Annotated in this window: 17 protein-coding genes and 1 riboswitch; of the genes, 7 read left to right on the top strand and 10 right to left on the bottom strand. The window is 62.8% G+C overall.

Annotation, left to right across the window (positions count from 1 at the left end):
- Positions 1 to 4 precede the first annotated feature (4 nt).
- Both YY7_RS0101655 and cbiB read left to right on the top strand, forming a co-directional pair.
- Entirely contained in the window at positions 5 to 877 is an 873-nt protein-coding gene (locus YY7_RS0101655; protein WP_080663521.1) for an ABC transporter substrate-binding protein, read from the top strand.
- 1 nt (position 878) lies between these two features.
- The gene (cbiB, locus tag YY7_RS0101650) at positions 879 to 1850 is read left to right on the top strand and encodes an adenosylcobinamide-phosphate synthase CbiB (protein ID WP_028161706.1); all 972 of its coding nucleotides are present in this window, start codon (positions 879 to 881) and stop codon (positions 1848 to 1850) included.
- Here the strand turns inward: cbiB and YY7_RS0101645 are convergent.
- From YY7_RS0101645 to YY7_RS50300, 6 genes are read right to left on the bottom strand one after another with little or no spacing between them, the layout of a single operon-like run.
- Positions 1823 to 3310 carry a cobyric acid synthase gene (locus YY7_RS0101645; protein ID WP_028161705.1) on the bottom strand — a complete coding sequence of 496 codons (1488 nt, stop codon included), beginning with the start codon at positions 3308 to 3310 and terminating at the stop codon, positions 1823 to 1825. The genes cbiB and YY7_RS0101645 overlap by 28 nt on opposite strands.
- Positions 3310 to 3939: a cob(I)yrinic acid a,c-diamide adenosyltransferase gene (gene cobO / locus YY7_RS0101640; RefSeq protein ID WP_028161704.1), complete on the bottom strand. Its 630-nt coding sequence runs from the start codon at positions 3937 to 3939 to the stop codon at positions 3310 to 3312. The genes YY7_RS0101645 and cobO overlap by 1 nt, the downstream gene beginning before the upstream one ends.
- Complete coding sequence (cobN, locus tag YY7_RS0101635; RefSeq protein WP_028161703.1) at positions 3936 to 7646, bottom strand: cobaltochelatase subunit CobN; 3711 nt, start codon at positions 7644 to 7646, stop codon at positions 3936 to 3938. Before cobN ends, cobO begins: the two co-directional genes overlap by 4 nt.
- Before the next feature lie 18 nt (positions 7647 to 7664).
- Complete coding sequence (gene cobW / locus YY7_RS0101630) at positions 7665 to 8678, bottom strand: cobalamin biosynthesis protein CobW (protein ID WP_028161702.1); 1014 nt, start codon at positions 8676 to 8678, stop codon at positions 7665 to 7667.
- A gap of 13 nt (positions 8679 to 8691) precedes the next feature.
- Complete coding sequence (cobU, locus tag YY7_RS0101625; protein ID WP_028161701.1) at positions 8692 to 9216, bottom strand: bifunctional adenosylcobinamide kinase/adenosylcobinamide-phosphate guanylyltransferase; 525 nt, start codon at positions 9214 to 9216, stop codon at positions 8692 to 8694.
- Positions 9213 to 9662, bottom strand: coding sequence for a DUF1636 domain-containing protein (locus tag YY7_RS50300; protein ID WP_080663539.1), 450 nt, complete (start codon positions 9660 to 9662; stop codon positions 9213 to 9215). The genes cobU and YY7_RS50300 overlap by 4 nt, the downstream gene beginning before the upstream one ends.
- A 110-nt stretch (positions 9663 to 9772) precedes the next feature.
- A riboswitch (cobalamin riboswitch) is annotated at positions 9773 to 9953 on the bottom strand.
- Between the two features lie 74 nt (positions 9954 to 10027).
- Here YY7_RS50300 and cobT point away from each other — a divergent pair.
- Genes cobT through YY7_RS0101595 form a run of 5 tightly spaced genes read left to right on the top strand, consistent with a single transcriptional unit; the run spans position 10028 to position 13116 of the window.
- Positions 10028 to 11083, top strand: coding sequence for a nicotinate-nucleotide--dimethylbenzimidazole phosphoribosyltransferase (gene cobT / locus YY7_RS0101615; protein WP_028161700.1), 1056 nt, complete (start codon positions 10028 to 10030; stop codon positions 11081 to 11083).
- On the top strand, positions 11084 to 11866 hold the full coding sequence (gene cobS / locus YY7_RS0101610; protein ID WP_028161699.1) for an adenosylcobinamide-GDP ribazoletransferase: 783 nt from the start codon (positions 11084 to 11086) through the stop codon (positions 11864 to 11866). It begins immediately after the preceding gene.
- Between the two features lie 28 nt (positions 11867 to 11894).
- Positions 11895 to 12194, top strand: coding sequence for a hypothetical protein (locus tag YY7_RS0101605; protein ID WP_028161698.1), 300 nt, complete (start codon positions 11895 to 11897; stop codon positions 12192 to 12194).
- A 25-nt stretch (positions 12195 to 12219) separates the two neighbouring features.
- The gene (locus tag YY7_RS0101600; RefSeq protein ID WP_028161697.1) at positions 12220 to 12402 is read left to right on the top strand and encodes a CbtB domain-containing protein; all 183 of its coding nucleotides are present in this window, start codon (positions 12220 to 12222) and stop codon (positions 12400 to 12402) included.
- A 6-nt stretch (positions 12403 to 12408) separates the two neighbouring features.
- Positions 12409 to 13116 (top strand): CbtA family protein, encoded by a 708-nt coding sequence (locus YY7_RS0101595; RefSeq protein ID WP_028161696.1) that lies wholly within the window; start codon positions 12409 to 12411, stop codon positions 13114 to 13116.
- A gap of 35 nt (positions 13117 to 13151) precedes the next feature.
- Here the strand turns inward: YY7_RS0101595 and YY7_RS50295 are convergent, their stop codons facing one another.
- The 4 genes from YY7_RS50295 to YY7_RS0101575 all read right to left on the bottom strand — a co-directional run bounded on the left by YY7_RS50295 (position 13152) and on the right by YY7_RS0101575 (position 17450).
- A complete protein-coding gene (locus YY7_RS50295) occupies positions 13152 to 14207 on the bottom strand; it encodes a hypothetical protein (RefSeq protein ID WP_035688910.1) in 1056 nt (351 codons plus the stop codon).
- Positions 14208 to 14236: 29 nt separating this feature from the next.
- Entirely contained in the window at positions 14237 to 15262 is a 1026-nt protein-coding gene (locus YY7_RS0101585; RefSeq protein ID WP_028161695.1) for a glycoside hydrolase family 5 protein, read from the bottom strand.
- Complete coding sequence (locus YY7_RS0101580; protein WP_028161694.1) at positions 15259 to 16569, bottom strand: O-antigen ligase family protein; 1311 nt, start codon at positions 16567 to 16569, stop codon at positions 15259 to 15261. Before YY7_RS0101580 ends, YY7_RS0101585 begins: the two co-directional genes overlap by 4 nt.
- Positions 16570 to 16634: 65 nt before the next feature.
- Positions 16635 to 17450 carry a WecB/TagA/CpsF family glycosyltransferase gene (locus YY7_RS0101575; protein ID WP_028161693.1) on the bottom strand — a complete coding sequence of 272 codons (816 nt, stop codon included), beginning with the start codon at positions 17448 to 17450 and terminating at the stop codon, positions 16635 to 16637.
- Positions 17451 to 17728 lie beyond the last annotated feature (278 nt).

Here is a 17728-nt window from a genome sequence, read left to right as displayed (position 1 = left end):
CTTCATGCCATCAATCGCGCTCCTGCGCGAGACCCTTGTTGGCCTAACGCGGCCGGCGATCGGCGCAACGTTCTTGTTACTCGCAGCACTGTTCGGAGCACATGCAGCCGATCTGCCACGCGTCGCTTCCATCAATGTGTGCACGGACCAACTGCTGCTGGCGCTGGCCGATCCGGGCCAAATTCTCGGCCTCAGTCCCTATTCGCGTGACCCCGCCCGCTCCTGGAACGCGGAAAAGGCCGCAGCCTATCCTCGACTATCGGGCGAAGCAGAAGATGTGCTGATCCTGCAACCGGACGCCGTGGTCGCTGGCAAGTTCACCAAGCGCGCAACACGGGAGCTGCTGAAGGACAAGGGCGTCCGCGTGATCGAATTCGACGCTGCGCGTTCGCTGGAGGACGTGAAGAGCCAGATTCGGAAAATGGGCGAACTCCTGCATCAGACCGATCGCGCCGCATCCGAGATACGGCGGTTGGACACGGCAATCCAGCACGCCAGGGAGGCGGTATCGCAGCGATCCTATCGCGTGCTCGCCTTGTCGCGGCGCGGCTGGGTCTCGGGCGGCGGCAGTCTGATCAGTTCCATGCTGGCCACGATCGGCCTCAACAACGCGGCAAGTGACTTCGGCTACAAGCTTGGAGGCTTTGCGTCGCTGGAGGCGATCGTGAAACTGCGGCCCGATCTGCTCCTTGTATCTGACGGCGGCGACTTCGCGGAGGACGAAGGCGAAGCATTCCTGCTGCATCCTGCATTGGAGCGCTTCTATCCATCGCCGAAACGCCTGGTGATCCCCGAGAAACTGACTGTCTGCGGCGGGCCGATGCTTTCGGAGGCGCTGGAACGCCTCGTCTCCGAACTAAGCCGCGTGGCGCGATGACATGCTGGCGGGAAGCGAGACGATCCTGATCGTTGTGCTGGCGATCGCATTCGACGCGCTTATTGGCGATCCGGATTTGCTGTGGCGGCGTCTCCCTCATCCGGTGACGCTGATGGGCTCCGTGATCGACCTGCTCGATCGCGCGCTGAACCGCGAGCAATGGTCGGCCGCGCGGCGCAAGGCTGCGGGATGCCTGACCACGGGCCTGCTGGTCGCGATCTGCGGCGGCCTTGGCCTGCTGCTGGAAGCCACGCTGGGGTGGACGCTGCTCGGGCAAGCAGCCCAAGGGCTTGTGGCCTCCATCCTGATCGCGCAGCGGAGCCTCTATCAACATGTCAACAGGGTCGCCTCCGGCTTCACCGGCGGCGGACTTGCCGAGGCAAGGCGCGCGGTGTCCATGATCGTCGGCCGCGATCCCGAACAGCTCGACACCAGCGGCGTCTCGCGCGCGGCGATCGAATCCTGCGCAGAGAATTTTTCCGACGGCGTCGTCGCGCCGCTGTTCTGGCTGGCGCTGCTCGGGTTGCCGGGATTGTTCGTCTACAAGGTCGTCAACACCGCGGATTCGATGATCGGCCATCGCAGTTCACGCCACGAATCCTTTGGCTGGGCCGCGGCGCGGCTTGACGATCTGCTCAACCTCGTCCCAGCAAGACTGGCTGCGGTGCTGATCGCACTCGCTGCGCCGATTGCAGGTGGCTCCGTCGCGCAGGCATTCAAAGTCATGTGGCGCGACGCTTCAAAGCACAGATCGCCGAATGCGGGCTGGCCCGAAAGCGCCATGGCAGGCGCGCTCGGTCTCGCCCTGGCCGGGCCTCGCCGCTATGGCGACCGCCTCGTCGATGACCCCTTCCTCAATGCCGGCGCACGGATGGACGCCGGTCCTTCCGACATCCGCCACGCGCTGAAGCTGCTGATTACCGCCTGCGCGCTGGAAGCAGCGATCTATGCGGCGCTGGCGCCAGTGGTTTGACGGCTCCGTGCGATCTCCAGCATGCGATCAATATCGAGATGCGCTTCCAGATGATCGGCCAGCGCGTCGAGCGCCGACTCGATCTGCGCTTCATAAGCGACAGACGAAGCGATGCCGAGATTGGCGAGCCACGCCTTTCGGAAGCTGTCATTGACGAACAACCCATGCAGATACGTCCCCTGCACGCGGCCATCGGCCGAGCCGGCACCATCCGGGCGGCCGGCGATCATGCCCACCGGGCGCGCGCAATCTGCACCGCTGGTGCGGCCGAGATGAATCTCATAGCCCTCGATCGGGCTGCCTGTGGCACAATGAACGGCTTGCACAAGCGTCGTCGATTTATGGGCATCCATCGTCGTGGCGATATCGAGCAGCCCGAGTCCCTCGACCGTGCCCGCCGGGCCATCGATGCCATCGGGATCAGCAATCGTCCGGCCAAGCATCTGGTAGCCGCCGCACAGCCCGAGCACCTGACCGCCGCGCCGAACATGCGCCTTGATGTCGATATCCCAGCCTTGCGCGCGCAGGAAGGCGAGATCGCCGATCGTCGATTTGCTGCCGGGCAGGATCACGACATCGGCGTCGGCCGGGATCGGTTCGCCCGGCCGCACGAATACCAGCCTGACACCGGGCTCCATGCCCAGCGGGTCCAGATCGTCGAAATTGGCGATGCGCGCGAGCACGGGAACGACGATGACCTTCTGCGCGGATGACATCTGCACGCGATCGAGATCAACGGCATCCTCGGCAGGCAACCAGGCGGCCTGAGGCAGCCACGGTACCACGCCCAGCGAGGGCCAACCGGTCATGCGCGTCACCGCTTCGAGGCCCTGGTCGAACAGCCTGGGATCGCCGCGGAATTTGTTGATCAGGAAGCCATGAATGCGCGCGCGCTCCTCGGCTTCCAGCACGAGATGGGTCCCCACGAGACTGGCGATGACACCGCCGCGATCGATGTCGCCGAGCAGCACCACGGGTACGCCGGCTGCCGTGGCGAAACCCATGTTGGCGATATCGCCGGCGCGCAAATTGATCTCGGCCGGACTGCCCGCGCCTTCGACGAGCACAATATCGGCGGCTCGGGCAAGATGCGCGAAACTGTCGAGCACAGCGGGCAGCAGCGCCGCCTTCTTTCCGAGATAATCGGCCGCCCGAAGCGTGCTGCGTCGCTGGCCATGCACAATCACCTGCGCACCGGTGTCGGTCTCGGGCTTCAGCAGCACCGGGTTCATATGGACACTTGGTGCCATCCGCGCGGCGCGGGCCTGCACCGCCTGCGCGCGGCCGATCTCGCCGCCATCGACCGCCACCGCCGCATTGTTCGACATGTTCTGCGGCTTGAACGGCGCGACCGTGAGGCCGCGCCTCACCAGCGCGCGCGCCAGGCCCGCGACAACAGTCGACTTCCCAGCGTTCGAGCCGGTGGCCTGGATCATCAGCGCCGGCGTCGGCCGCGCCATCAGAATTCTATCCCTTTCTGACCCTTCACCCCAGATCGGAACGGATGCTTGACCAGCGTCATCTCGGTGACCAGATCGGCCATCTCGATCAGCGACGCGTGCGCGTTGCGGCCGGTGATGACGACGTGCTTGTCAGCCGGCTTCTCGGCACGGAGAAATGCAAGCACTTCGTCGATCGGAAGGTAATCGTAACGGAGGACAATGTTGAGTTCGTCCAAGAGGACCATGCGGTGGCGATCGTCGCGGATCAGTTCCTTGGCGCGCTCCCAACCCTTCCGGGCGGCTGCAATGTCGCGCTCGCGATCCTGCGTTTCCCAAGTGAACCCTTCGCCCATCACATGCAATGTCACGAGCTCCGGAAACCTGGCCAATACCCGCGCTTCTCCGGTATCCCACTTCGGCGACTTGGTGAATTGCACGACAGCAACAGGATAGCCGTGACCGATATGCCGAAACACCATGCCGAGCGCGGCTGACGTCTTGCCCTTGCCGGTTCCGGTATGCACGATCAAGAGCCCCTTTTCGCCGGTCTTGGTCGCCATGATCTTGTCGCGCGCGGCCTTGTGCTTCCGGGCCTTCTCGCGATGGCGTGCGTTCTCGTCGTCGGCTACGTCGGATGGATCCATCATGCGATTTCTCTCTTTGCTTCGTGCAGGCTTTCGGCAATCAAATCCGCGGCGCGATTGGAGCGTGGCGTCCATAATCCGCGCCTGATGGCTTCCGCGAACCGGGCGGCCATCTCGCGGAGCGCGGCCGGATTGGAGTGCTCGATGAAATCTCGCACCGGGTCGTCCTCGAGATAGGCTGCGAACAATTGATCGAAGTGATGATTTGAGACCGCGTCGGTCGAGGCGGCAAAACCGAACAGATAATCAACGGTCGCGGCCATCTCGAACGCGCCTTTGTAGCCGTGTCGCATGACGCCGGCGATCCATTTCGGGTTAGCGGCGCGGCCCCGCACCACGCGCGATATCTCATGCGCCAGCGGTCGTACCGCCGGCATCTCCGGCCGCGACGTATCGATATGCGCGATGCGCGGTGCCTGCCCGCGCAATGTCGATACTGTTGCAGCCAGTCCGCCCATGAACTGATAGTAGTCGTCGGAGTCCAGGATATCGTGCTCGCGGTTGTCCTGGGCCTGCGCGATCAGGTCGACGTCGGCCAGCCGCGCGACGAGATCGTCGCGGGCCGCGTTCCCCTCAGCCCCCGCGCCATAGGAATAGCCGCCCCAATCCAGATAGACGTCGGCCAGATCGGCGCGATCGTTCCAGCCGCCTTCGTCGATGAAGGCTTGCAGCCCCGCGCCATAAGCGCCGGGCTTTGAGCCGAACACGCGATGAGCGGCGCGTCGCTCAGCGATGTCGCGGCTGATGCCGCTTGCCTCCAGCGCCTGCCGCCGTCGGCGAACATTCGCCGCGATGGGATTGGCGTCATCAGGTTCGTCGAGCTCCGCGACCGCCGCCACTGCGCTCGCGATGATGTCCATCTGGGTCGGAAATGCATCCCGAAACAGGCCTGACACACGGAACGTGACATCGATGCGCGGACGCTTCAGTTCAGACAGGGACGTGATCGCAAAGCCGGTCACCCGTCCGGAGGTCTCCTCCCACGTTGGCCGAACGCCGATCAAGGCGAGCGCCTGCGCAACGTCATCGCCGCCGGTGCGCATGTTGGCGGTCCCCCAGGCCGATAGCGCGATCGTCCGTGGCCATTCGCCGGTTTCCTGCCAGAAGGATTCGACGAGCCGTTCGGCCGCCGATTGCCCGATCTGCCATGCCGAGGGCGTTGGCACCGCGCGCACGTCGACAGCGAAGAAGTTGCGGCCCGTCGGCAGCACATCAGGCCTGCCGCGCGTCGGCGCGCCCGAGGGACCGGGAAGCACGAAGCGACCGTCAAGGCCGCGCAGCAACGCCATCATCTCCTGCGGCGGGCTCGCGTCGATGGCCGGCCGCAATCTCGTCTCGACCCAATTCAGCACTGCTTCTGTGCGTACCCATGATGGGTCTGGCTTCATCTCACCCAAGACCAGCCGCAACGCCAGTTCTTCGATCCGCTCGACTGTGTCGCCCGTCGTCCGCCACAAGCCCGAGCCGAGCCCGGCTAGGACCGCCGGCCGTGGCCCTATGAATGTGCCAGCGAGGTCGCGGGTCAACGGGTCGAAATCGACAAGGCCGAGATCGAGAGCCAGCGAGCGATGCAGCGAGGCGTCTTCAGCCTTGCGGTCCGAGCGTGGCACGCGCGCGATCGACACGAGCAGATCGGCGCACTGTCTCGAATCGGGCGCGCGCCCGAACACGTGGAGTCCGTCGCGGATCTGCATTTCCTTGATGTCGCACAAATGCGCATCGAGAGCGCGCAGCGCCTCGCCGACCGGCATGTCGCGCGTCAGGTTGGCGTCTGCATCGAGCTGCTTGGCCCGCGCCGTCGAAAGAATGTCCTCGGCGATCACAGCCGCGCGCTTCGGATCGAGGTCGGTCGCAACCGAATATTCGTCCACCATCGATTCCAGCCGCGCCAGATCGTCATGCAATCCGGCGCGGGTCACCGCCGGCGTCAGATGATCGATTATAACTGCGGATGTCCGGCGCTTGGCCTGGATGCCTTCGCCGGGATCGTTCACGATGAATGGATAGAGATGCGGCAACGGGCCGAGCACCGCGTCCGGCAGGCAATCGGCGGAAAGCCCGGTGCTCTTGCCCGGCAGCCATTCCAGATTGCCATGCTTGCCGAGATGCACGATCGCGCGGGCATCGAACACGCGGCGCAGCCAAAGATAGAATGCCAGATAGTGATGAGGCGGAACGAGGTCCGGATCGTGATAGGAGCTCTTGGGATCGATGTTGTAACCTCGCGCCGGCTGTACGCCGACGACGACGTTGCCGAAGCGATGCAGGCCAAGACGAAACACGCCATTGGCGACATGCGGATCATGGACGGGATCATTCCAACGCTCCGTGACCGCACGCTGAACATTGGGAGAGAGTGCACTAAATGCCGCGCCGTATTCCGCAAACGCCCATGATGCGCCACCACGCCGCAAGGCGCGGTCTCCGAGCGCATTGGTCGGACCTTCCTGCAACAACCGCATCATGTCGGCCGCATCATCGGGTGCGCCGGAAATCTCGTACCCCTCGTTCCTCATCGCAGCGAGGACTCCGATCAGGCTTTGCGGCGTATCCAGACCGACGCCGTTGGCAAGACGGCCGTCGCGGTTGGGATAATTGGCGAGGACAATGGCGACCCGTCGCTGGCTCGCTGGCGTACGGCGTAGCCGCACCCACGCAGCGGCAAGATCGGCCGTCGCCGCCACGCGATCTTCGACCGGCCGAAAGGCCGTCGGCGTGAAGGAGCCAATGCTCTGGCCGGCTTCCTTGAATGCGATGGCATTGGCGAAGATGCGCCCATCGACCTCCGGCAGGACCACATGCATAGCAAGGTCGCGCGGATTGAGGCCGCGGGTCGAGCTTTCCCAGCTCTTGTGGGACATGCCAGCCTGAGCGACCTGCAGCACGGGACAATCGGTCTCGGACAATATCCCCGCATTCTCGCGCGCGGTCGCCGTCGCAAAGGCTGTTGCGTTCACGATGATATCAGGTGGGTGCGCGGCGAGCGCCGTGCGCAGGAACGCGATCGAACGCTCGTCCTTGAGGCTCGTGACATAGAGCCCGACTGCATTGAGATCGCGCGCCCCCAGCGCCGAGCACAGCGCATTGATCGCGGCGGTATCGCCGCCCGCGACGAGGGCGCGGTAGAAGATCACGACAGCGTTGGGACGTTGGTCCGTGGCAGGTTCGCCGTTCCAGAAGCCGGCGGCCGGCATTGGCCGCGCCGACGGCGGCCTGCTGCCGTAGCCGATCAGATTCGCAGCGAAGCAAAGCGCCAACTGCGCGTTGTCGATGCCGCCTTCGGTACAATAACGCCACAGTTCATAGGTCTCGTCGGCGCCCAGCGTGCCGCGCGCAGCCAATGCGGCGTTCCAGTCGGTTTCTCCGGGAATGCAGGCGAACAACGTCCCGCGCTGGATCGCATCGCGCCGAAGGCTTTCGACACCGTGCGGCCAATAGCTTTCGCCGCCAAGCATCCGAAGAACGACGATCTTGGCTTCGCTGAGCGTGCGTTCGACATAGAGATCGACAGAGGCGGGATGACCAAGAGCCAGCAGATTGGTCAGACGGACACTCGGGAAGTCCGCAGGCAATGCCGCATGTGCAGCGCCGAAGGCCGCAAGATCACTGTCCGCGGCAGACAATATCACGATGTCGGCGGTTTCCTGCCCGAGGTCGCGAGCGACATCTCCGTCGTCGATACTGCCGCCACTGTCGAGTTTCAGATGCATTGATCGCCCTTCGAAAGGCTATCCCGCAAGCGCCCGACGTGCGGCATCGGCGTCGAAGCCCTTCAGGCCGATCACGACAAGATGCTCGGCCTGCCTGGCGTCGGGCCGGGCGAACGCCAGCTCAACACGGCTGCCGACCGCCTGCACCACGATCGGCGCAGGCTTTTCGGAGATGCGCGCATGGCCCTTGACGCGCAGCACCCCCGCAAGAGTCAGGACATCGCTGACCCGCGCGCGCATCGCCTCGACGCTCTCGGCCGCCGCAGGCCTTACGACGATACTGTCGAAATCGTCGTGATCGTGCTCCTCTTCCTCTCCGTGATGCCCGGCCCGCGCAGCGAGGTCATTCTCGGCATCGGCTTTCATCCCGATGAGGACATCGGGCGCAAGCGCTCCATGGGAGCGTACGACACGGACACCTTGCCTCAATTGTGCACTAAGCCGGTCTTCGATGCCGCTGAGCACATCCGGCGACACCAGATCGCTCTTGGAAAGGACCACGAGGTCGGCACAGGCGAGCTGATCCTCAAACACTTCCTCGATCGGGTCGTCGTGATCGATTTCCTCGTCCGCGGCGCGCTGGGCCGCGACCGCATGTTCGTTGAGCACGACGCGTCCCTCTGATAGCGCCAACGCGTCGACGACCGTCACCACGCCATCGACGGTTGCGCGCGTGCGGATCGCAGGCCACGCGAACGCTTTCAAGAGTGGCTGCGGCAGCGCGAGGCCTGAGGTCTCGATCACGATCGCGTCCAGCGGCTCGTCGCGCGTGAGCAGCTTGTCCATGGTCGGAATGAAATCGTCGGCGACCGTGCAGCAGATGCAGCCATTGGTCAGCTCGACGATGTCGCCGGGCGCACAGGCCTTGGCCGCGCATTCCTCGACAAGACCGCCGTCGAAACCGGCATCTCCGAACTCGTTGACGATGACGGCGATGCGGCGGCCGTCGGCTTGCGTCAGAAGCGAGCGCAACAGTGTCGTCTTGCCGGCACCGAGAAAACCGGTGAGCACGGTGACTGGAACACGGGACATATTTCAGGACTCCTTAAGAGGAACGTTTGAGCCACAGCGGAAGGCCGGCCGCGACGAACACGACGTTGGCAACGCTTGAGGCGACCATCTGATTGAGACGGCCCTGCGCATCGCGGAAATCGCGGCCGAGCCTGGTTTCGGGCACGATGCCGAGACCGACCTCGTTCGACACCAGGACAACGGGGTTTGCGGCGACGCCAAGAAATTCCGCGAGCCGATTCGCCTCGACATCAAGGTCACGCCCGGCGAGCATCAGGTTGGAGAGCCAGAGTGTCAGGCAATCGACCAGGACCGCGCAGCCGGGTCGCGATACCTGCGTCAGGACATCGATGAGTGCCAGCGGCTCCTCCACGGTCGTCCAATCCGAACCGCGCCTGCTGCGATGATGCGCGATCCTGTCCTGCATCTCCCCATCGCCTGCGGTAGCTGTTGCCAGATACACGCGAGCAAGGCCGCTTTCGGCAATCATTCGCTCGGCAAAAGCCGATTTGCCCGAGCGTGCGCCGCCCAGTACCAGCGTGGTCGAGAGATCAGTCATTTCGGAGCGCTGCCATCTTCGGGCGACCAGCGAACGGGCGGCAGCCGCGCCACCATCCCCTTGCGCAGGATCTCGGCGCGCTCGCGCCACGGCACCAAGCCGTACGTCGATTTGCGATAGGAATCGACGAAAGACGCGACGGCACCAGCGCCCTCGGGCTCGAGATCGCCGAAGAGGAAGGTGTAACCATCCGAGCTCGAAACCGCGACCGTGGTCGGCCGCTTGCACACGCTCAAGCACTGCACGCGCCGAACCTGAACGGCCGCATCGCGTTTGCCTGTAGCGACCCGGATCGCGTCGAACATGGCGGGCCCGGCCAACACGCCCTCCGACGTCTTGCAGGTGACGCATACGCTCACGACGACGGGACCGCCGGGCGCAGTCGGCGGCAAATATTCGCCCGGGCGAGAATCAGTATCTTGCTGATCGACGTCGTTGCGATCCATCACGATGCTCAAGTCAGGGCCATGACGGCCGCGAGCTTTGTTGGATCGCGTTCGACGGTGGAAGACCATCGAACTCATTCCGTCCGGTGCACCCCGCCCGACGAACCTCCAAAGCACAATGCGCGATGGCAGGTCTCCTGGCTCGCGGGTCGTCGCCTTTCGCCGCCTTCCCGGTCATCCCAGTGGCCTCGGCTTTGGCTCGCCGCTTACAGTTGCGGGGGCAGCGTCGGCATTGCACCGACTTCCCTTTTTCACCTTCCCGAAGGAAGGACCATCGCCGCCACGCTAGCTGTCCCCGCGACGGCGGTCAACCGCAGTTGACCCGCCCGTCTGCTTCGGTCACTTAAGGCGCGCACGAGGAGCCCATGACCTTCCAAATCCCATCCGACTGGCAAATTCCCGCAATCGCTCCGCTCGATCAGACGCTTGCCACAACGATGCGCGCGCGAATCGACGGCAAAGCCAAGCCGCCGGGCTCACTGGGACGAATCGAAGACCTGGCGCTGCAGCTTGGCATGATCGCCTATCCATCTGCTGCAACGCTGCAAAAGGCCGTTCTGCTCGTTTTCGCTGGTGATCACGGATTGACGGAAGAAGGCGTTTCGCAATATCCGTCCGCCGTCACGGCCGCGATGGTGAGGACTTATCTCGCAGGCCGAGCCAGCGCCAACGCCTTTGCGGCCGCGTCAGATGTCGGGATCCGCGTCGTGGATGCCGGCGTCGCCAGCGAGCTGCCTTCCCATCCCGACCTCCTCAGCATCAAGATTCGGACCGGCACCGCGAATTCTGCGCGTGAGGCAGCGATGTCGGCCCAGGACGCGCACAAGGCGCTCGCGGCCGGCTTTGCCATAGCTTCCAGTGAAATCGATGATGGCGCCGACATCATCGCGCTCGGCGAGATGGGAATAGGCAACACCGCATCTTCCGCGCTCCTGGTGCATCGGCTGGCGCCCGCTCCCCTGGATGACTGCATCGGCGTCGGCGCAGGCCAGGACGAGCCGGGCATGGCCCGGAAGCGCGCTGCCATCCACAAGGCAGCCAATCGCAGCGATGCGACCGCGCCGTTCGAGGTGCTCAGGGAATTCGGCGGCCTCGAGATCGCGATGATGGCAGGCGCAGCGCTTGGCGCAGCGGCGCATCACCGGCCGGTCCTCATCGACGGCTTCATTTCGTCCGCCGCCGCCCTCGTCGCCGTCAGGCTGGCGCCGGCGACGCGTGACTATTGCGTCTTCGCGCATAGGTCGGCCGAGAAAGGTCACGACATCGTATTGGCGGCACTTCAGGCACAGCCGTTGCTCGCTCTCGACATGAGACTTGGCGAGGGCACCGGCGCACTACTGGCGGTCCCGCTGGTGCGCGCCGCGTCCCGCCTGCTGACCGACGTCGCCGACCTCAGCGATGTGCTGGAAGGAAGGATCTAGATGAGCCTGGATCGTCTTCGCGACGCGGTCCGATTCCTCACCATCATTCCTGTCGGCGCTTCGAACGATGCGCCTGATTCCGAGTGGCTGGTCCGCTCGGCGCAGTTTTTCCCGTTGGTCGGTGCAATCGTCGGCTTCGTTTCGGCGGCGGCTCTTCTGCTGACCTCGCTCGTATTCGGACCAGTGATCGCAGCGCTCATGGCGGTGTTGGCAAGCGTCCTTCTCACCAGTGGGTTCCACGAGGATGGCCTGGCTGACACCGCCGATGGCTTTGGCGGCGGCTGGACGGTCGAACAGCGTCTCACCATCATGAAGGACAGCCGGATCGGAACCTATGGCACGCTCGCGCTGATCTTCGCGGTCGCATTGCGTGTCGCGGCGGTCGCCGAGATGCCGCCGTGGATTGGTGCGGCGGCGCTGATTGCGAGCGCAGCCGGCGGCCGCGCCGTGGGCTTGCCGATCATTGGCTGGATGAAATATGCGGGCAACACCTCCGCGATGAAGGTGGCCTATGCGCCCTCTCCGCTCCGGGCAGGCGAAATCGGTTTCGCGACGATCGTCGTGCTACTCGCGCTGGCACCGCTCGCCGCGACCTCCGGCACGCATGCCCCGATCGCGCTTATTGGCGGCATCGCTTGCGGCATCGCACTGGCAGTTGCGGTCACGCTGTGGTCGCGACGATCGATCGGCGGCTATACCGGCGACGTACTCGGAGCCATCGAGCAGGTGTTCGAGGTCGGCTTCCTGCTCGGCGTTGCTGCCGTCATCCGGTCGGCCATGTGATCTGCGCCTATGTTCGAGTGAATCGTCGATGTCTGACGAAGGCGAACCGATCTGGCGCAGCGACATCGATTCATTGGCATTCCGTCCCTCCGGACACATGGGCATATGCGTCATGCACCGGCGCGCATTCCGGACGCTGCTGGGCTGCATGCCTTCGCCGCAGCAGTGCATCGATTTCTACCTGATACACCGGGATTCGTTCGAAGCGGCGGCCCGCGCCAAACTGGCCGCGAGAAGCATCCGGGAAACGGACAACTTTCATCTCACCAGCCGCGACGTCCGTCGCCAGCTAAAAAATTCGGTCGCATCTGATGATGCCGTGGGCTAGAATGACTTGCCGAACGAGGATCATCATGCAGCAGACGCAATCAGCCAATTTTACCACCGTTGCCACCGGAACGAATGTCATCGTTCAGGCCGTTCTGGCGATGGCTCTTGGTTTGTTCGTCGTCGGCATGGTCGGCTTTTCGCACATCAGCGCCGTCCATAACGCCGCCCACGACGTGCGCCATGCCAACGCTTTCCCCTGTCACTGACGACAGATGCACGTCTTCAGATCGATCGTGTTTGCGGCATCGCTTGCCGGATTGATCGTCGGCGCGCTGATATCGGTGGTTCAGTTCTTCGGAACGGTGCCGCTGATCCAGAAGAGCGAGGTCTTCGAGAAGGCTGCGGCCGATGCACACCACAAGGCTTCCCACGCCGGCAGCGCTGAAGTAGACCATCATCACGATGCGGAATGGGAGCCCGAGGAGGGCTTCCAGCGCAGCGCCCTCACCGTCGCCGCCAACGTCCTTACCGCGATCGGCTTCGGCCTCCTGCTCACCGGCATCTATGCGCTTCGGCAACGACCGGTCCATTGGCGCGAAGGTCTGTTTTGGGGCCTTGCCGGGTTCGCCGTTTTTGTCGCGGCGCCTGGTCTTGGCCTCCCTCCGGAGTTGCCGGGCCTGCCGGTCGCCGATCTCACCGCGCGGCAAATCTGGTGGATCGCAACCGCCGCTCTGACAGCATCAGCGCTCTACCTCCTGATCCTGCGCTCGGAGCCGTGGGCTGCGGTCCTCGGGGTCATACTCATCGTCATCCCGCATCTCGTCGGCGCCCCTGTTGCGCCCGAGACTCATGCCGAGGTGCCAGCGTCGCTTTCGCACCAGTTCGTGGTGACCGTCGTGCTCACCGGACTCCTGTTCTGGAGCCTGCTCGGCGTCGCAACGAGCCTCGCGTTCGATAGAGTATCAAGGAAGCGAAGTTAGGCCGCCGATCGTCAGGCGGGGCGCCCGCCACCTCGTCACCGGAATTGCCAGCACCAGGACGGATCGCCGCGATCGCGGCGCTCCGTCATGTCGACGCGCATGAAACGATCATGCGCGAGCGCGGCGCCGACCCAGAGCTCGTTCCAGGCATCGAACACCGCGGGAGACATCGGCCCGCGTTCTGCCATCAGGCGCCATGAGGTCTGCCATACCATCGCGGTCGCGCCCTGCACGCGCAACTCGGCGTCGTCGCCCTGCCCACGGGCAATGCGCGCGAAGGCGCTGGCGAAGCCCTCGGCGCCGGGACCGACACCACCGAGCAACGATGCAACGTCGTCAAAGGTGTGCATCCCGACCAGCCGCGCCGCAGCGCCGGCAAGATGGCCGCCCTCCTCGGGACCGAGCACCGCGATGGTTTCCGGCACGATCGACGTGATGTATTCCATCGCGTAGTTGCGCAGGACCTTTTGAAGGCGCTCTTCGGGCCAGGTGTTTTCGGCAAGCCGTGGCGCAAGATCGACCCGAAACGTGGGACATTGCTCGCCGGGCGAGAACTGCAGCCGTTCATCGGGCGTGAGGTCGTGATCCCACTCCTTGTAGTAGCCTTCCAGGCCGGGCTGTCCGTCGACCGTTTGGCCCGTACAGACGAAGCCCAGCCGCGGATTACCGAGGACGACGCCATTATTGGCGTGCCATCCGCGCAGCATCGCGCGCGACACTTCCGATGGAATGCCGCAGATCGCGGTGCCCGACCAGATCCACCGCGGCGGCGGATATCGTACCCAGGCCTTTTGGTCGCTCTCGTAAACATATTCGACCTTAACGCCGCCGACTTGGTTTGAAAGATAATGGTATTGCGCGCACGCTACCGCGTGCGGAAGCTTGTCGAGCCCGAGCTTTTTCAATCCCGGAACAAAGCGGGCCAGTTGCTGGCGTCGGAAGGTCCGAAACACCACCTCCGCCGCTCGCGCGGCGCCGGCGCGCGACGACAGCATCAGGATGAGGCCCGTCAGATAGGAATGGTAGATCAGTTCGACGGCCCGATAGGCGGCGACGTCATCCTTGGCTCGGCTCTCCCCGCTTCCGCTCAATTTTTCTTCTCCAAACCAGCGACTATGCTTCACTGCCCCGACGGAATGAGAGCGCGCAAAATGTCCCGATTCCACATTTGACGGGCGCTATCGAACGCAGCGAAATCGTGGTCGAACTGCCAGTAGGCCCATGCCCAGCCAAATCGGTCAGCGTTTCGCGCCACGAACGACAAGTATCTCTGGCGGCTTTCAGATGGCGCGCGCTCATAAACCCCGAACTCGCCGAGATAGATCGGACGTTTCTCCCGCACTGACCAGAGATTGATTCTGGTGAAATCAGCGACAACTCTCGCTTCGTCCTCAGGGGTTCCCCAATCCAGCGGACCGATCGTCGAAAATGTTCGCGACCATGGCGCGCCTTGATGGGTAAACCTTATCGGCGCGTAATAGTGAAAAGTCACGATCAGTTTTCTGTCGTCAGCCGGCAGAGTCAACTCGTGAATAGGCGCATCGTCGGTGTTGAGAACAGCGACAATGACAGTTCGCTCTGGGTTCGTAACCCTGATAATGCCAAGACATTCATTGAGCAGTGAGTTCCATTCGGCCGAGGTCATATGTCCCCCGGGCTCGTTCAGAATTTCGAATACAAGCGCAGGATACTTCCCTGCATAGCGCGACGCGATCTGCTTCCAGAACGATTTGAGCTTCTCGGCGCATCGTGAGATATAACGCTGGCAAAAATCGGTGTCGTGCTCATCCAGAATGGGAATGAGCTTCCTTGCAAGAACCTCTTCGATAACTCTATCGAGGCGCTTCAAGACGGCTTCATCAAGGATGTTATCCGAATCCATATGCTTGAAGCCGAACAAATTGATTCTGACATGCGAGAAGCCAGCCCTTTGAATTGCGGTCAGGTTCTCTAAGCGGAATGGCGCATTCTCGGCCCCTTCCCAGATGCCATCATACCCCAGAATATTGATGCCACGTCCCAAGCCCGCGGCATCGCGGAATGCGATCTGCTCGGCTCCGTAGGCCTGTGATATCCACGCTGCAAAGACCGATGCCAGAAGCGGAAATCTGAACGCTTTTGGCCAACGGGCAAGGATAACAATCATTCCTGCGCCAACTCACGATAGCCGTGATCTTCCTGCAGCACCGGCCGACAGGTTGCGAGGAAGAAGACCAGCAACAGCACCGATGTAAACATCGTGGAACGGAGGAATATCGTCTCCGTAAAATTGGTCTGAAAACTGAGGACGGAGAATCCTATGATCAGGGCACAATGAAACCGATCGATCGATCGGGATGAAATCAGATGGAGCACCTTGTTCGAAAACAGGAAGACGCTCGCCGCAAAAAGCAAATAACCCAAAAGCCCCGTTTCCATGAAAACGGTGATGTAGCCGCTGTGGTAGTTGTCGAGCACCCAACCGTGATTCTGCTCGAAATAATCATAGATCGATTGGGTCGTCCAAAATCCGTTTATTCCAAAGCCAAGCAAGGGCGCATCGTCGAAGTGGCTGATCGCGTACTGCCAAATGAAGGTTCTCTCCGTGAAGTCGATCGTCGTGTCAAACAAATGGATGGAGTCGTATCCGGTCACGTAGAAATACAGGATCAGCAAGCCCGCCATGATGCACATGACAAAGGGCAACACCGCATAGACTTTCATGCAATTCACCGACCGCAAGGAGGTGAACAGCAATCCGCAGGCCGCCAACGCCACCGCACCGGCGCCTCGCGAGCCCGAAGCCAGGACGCACGTTGAAGCGAGCAAGAACGTGACAAGGAAGGGTAGCCATCTTTGCCCTGTCGTCTTTCGATAATAGGCAAAGAACATGAGATAGGCTCCAACGAAGCCTAGTGTTTGCTTTGACTCATAAACACCTTGCCATTGGCCGTTGTGCATCCAACTGCTGTCAACTCCTATGTCCGGCACGAACACCGCGAAAAAAGCGGATGCCGCAACCAGTACCAGCAGGCCCCGAGTGACCGATTTGACAATGTCGTCAATATCCAGTCGCGTGATAAGACAGAATGCGCCGAGGGTCGTTATTGCAAGAGCCGCGCTTTTCATGATGGCCGCGAGGCTCAGGTTCGTCCAAAACACGGAAATGGCGGCAAGGACATAGAATGAAACGATCCCGATCAAGTCGGGGTTGAACCCGAGCCGCAGATTAGGTCGCACAAACGCGCTTGCATAAATCAGCACAATCCACATCGACAGCGCAGCGAACTGCTGCAGATAGGTCTGTTCCACTGCCAATAGGGCAGTGTTGAGGGTCCCCATCGATGCCACCACATTGATGGTGATGGACCAATTCATGATGGCCTTTGCGGCCCGCTCGATGTCGACACCGCGCATGTGCGGGATCGCGCCGTCAAGCGCGCCCGCATCCACCTGAATTTGTGCTCCGGTCATGGAATGAGCTTCGGGAAGCGCGGTTAATTATTTGCTATTGCAACCGCTCGGCACGGCACGCAGCGTCAGTCGCGCTTGGTTGGCGGGGAATGGCTCCGGTTAAATAGCAGATAGAGCGCGCGCGGATTGGTAGTCAGATAGCGCCAGAACAGCCGGCGCGGCTCGAGCCAGATCCGCCAGGCCCATTCCAGCCCGACATTCTGCATCCATTGCGGCGCGCGGCGGCGGCTGCCGGAGAGGAAGTTGAACAGCCCGCCCGAGGTCTTGATGACACCGACATTGGAGAGCCGTGGCGTGAACTCCTCGACAAAGGCCTGCTCGTAGGGCACGCCGAGCGCGACCCAGAGATAGTCGGGCGCCAACGCATTGATCTCGTCGACCTTGGCACGCAGCGCGTCGCCGCGCAGATAGCCATGCGAATGGCCGACGATCTTCAGCTTCGGATAGATCCTGCGGACATTGGCGACAGCGGCGGCATTCTCCGCCTCGTCGGCGCCGAACATGTAGAAGGAGAGCCCGGCCGCCTCGGCCTTGCGCGCGACGACGTGGAACAGGTCGGTTGTGGCAACCCGCTCCGGCAGCGGCTGCGATGACTTGAACCGTGACACCGTGACCAGCGGCTGTCCGTCGGCATTGATGAGGTCGGCGGCGCGGAACAGGCGGTCCGTCATCGGCTCGGTCGAGCAGCGTGCCACCACCTCGCCATTCGCCGACGTCAGATAGAGCGGACGGCCCGCGCGGCGTTTTGGCGAAACCTGTTCGATCATGAAATCGGCGGTCTGCTCGAGATCGAGTACGGCGAGCCGAAGCCCTCCGACCGTGACGCGGGGGATCTCGGCGGTGGCCGCCCTGCCGATGAGGTTCGCGCGACGCTCGCGCACATTGTCTTTCTCTGACGCTTCACGGCGTGAAGCTGCGCCGGTCGACGACTGCATCGGCGCTCCCCGCGAAGTGTCGCAAATCCGGACGGTTGAGACAGTCCGACCGAAACCGACACGCCAATTGCGTTCGTCCGCGTCCCCTGACATCGAAATCGGGCCGGAAATCAGCTCTTTCATCATGATTCAAGCACTTCAGTTGGAGATCTCTATTGTTGTCCACTCCAACTGCAATATGCAGTCCATCGGCGACCCCGAGTCCGCGCGATGGTTCGACGCTG

It is taken from the genome of Bradyrhizobium elkanii WSM2783, assembly GCF_000472865.1.
In the GTDB taxonomy this organism is placed as follows: domain Bacteria; phylum Pseudomonadota; class Alphaproteobacteria; order Rhizobiales; family Xanthobacteraceae; genus Bradyrhizobium; species Bradyrhizobium elkanii_A.
The sequence above is the reverse complement of the archived record's forward strand: the minus strand, read 5'-3'. Positions and strand labels throughout refer to the sequence as shown.

Bases quoted from the DNA above. Each gene is read 5' to 3' on its own strand.
- YY7_RS0101655 (WP_080663521.1), top strand. From the start codon at position 5: ATGCCATCAATCGCGCTCCTGCGCGAGACCCTTGTTGGCCTAACGCGG.
- cbiB (WP_028161706.1), top strand. From the start codon at position 879: ATGCTGGCGGGAAGCGAGACGATCCTGATCGTTGTGCTGGCGATCGCA.
- YY7_RS0101645 (WP_028161705.1), bottom strand. From the start codon at position 3,310: ATGGCGCGGCCGACGCCGGCGCTGATGATCCAGGCCACCGGCTCGAAC.
- cobO (WP_028161704.1), bottom strand. From the start codon at position 3,939: ATGATGGATCCATCCGACGTAGCCGACGACGAGAACGCACGCCATCGC.
- cobN (WP_028161703.1), bottom strand. From the start codon at position 7,646: ATGCATCTGAAACTCGACAGTGGCGGCAGTATCGACGACGGAGATGTC.
- cobW (WP_028161702.1), bottom strand. From the start codon at position 8,678: ATGTCCCGTGTTCCAGTCACCGTGCTCACCGGTTTTCTCGGTGCCGGC.
- cobU (WP_028161701.1), bottom strand. From the start codon at position 9,216: ATGACTGATCTCTCGACCACGCTGGTACTGGGCGGCGCACGCTCGGGC.
- YY7_RS50300 (WP_080663539.1), bottom strand. From the start codon at position 9,662: ATGGATCGCAACGACGTCGATCAGCAAGATACTGATTCTCGCCCGGGC.
- cobT (WP_028161700.1), top strand. From the start codon at position 10,028: ATGACCTTCCAAATCCCATCCGACTGGCAAATTCCCGCAATCGCTCCG.
- cobS (WP_028161699.1), top strand. From the start codon at position 11,084: ATGAGCCTGGATCGTCTTCGCGACGCGGTCCGATTCCTCACCATCATT.
- YY7_RS0101605 (WP_028161698.1), top strand. From the start codon at position 11,895: ATGTCTGACGAAGGCGAACCGATCTGGCGCAGCGACATCGATTCATTG.
- YY7_RS0101600 (WP_028161697.1), top strand. From the start codon at position 12,220: ATGCAGCAGACGCAATCAGCCAATTTTACCACCGTTGCCACCGGAACG.
- YY7_RS0101595 (WP_028161696.1), top strand. From the start codon at position 12,409: ATGCACGTCTTCAGATCGATCGTGTTTGCGGCATCGCTTGCCGGATTG.
- YY7_RS0101585 (WP_028161695.1), bottom strand. From the start codon at position 15,262: ATGATTGTTATCCTTGCCCGTTGGCCAAAAGCGTTCAGATTTCCGCTT.
- YY7_RS0101580 (WP_028161694.1), bottom strand. From the start codon at position 16,569: ATGACCGGAGCACAAATTCAGGTGGATGCGGGCGCGCTTGACGGCGCG.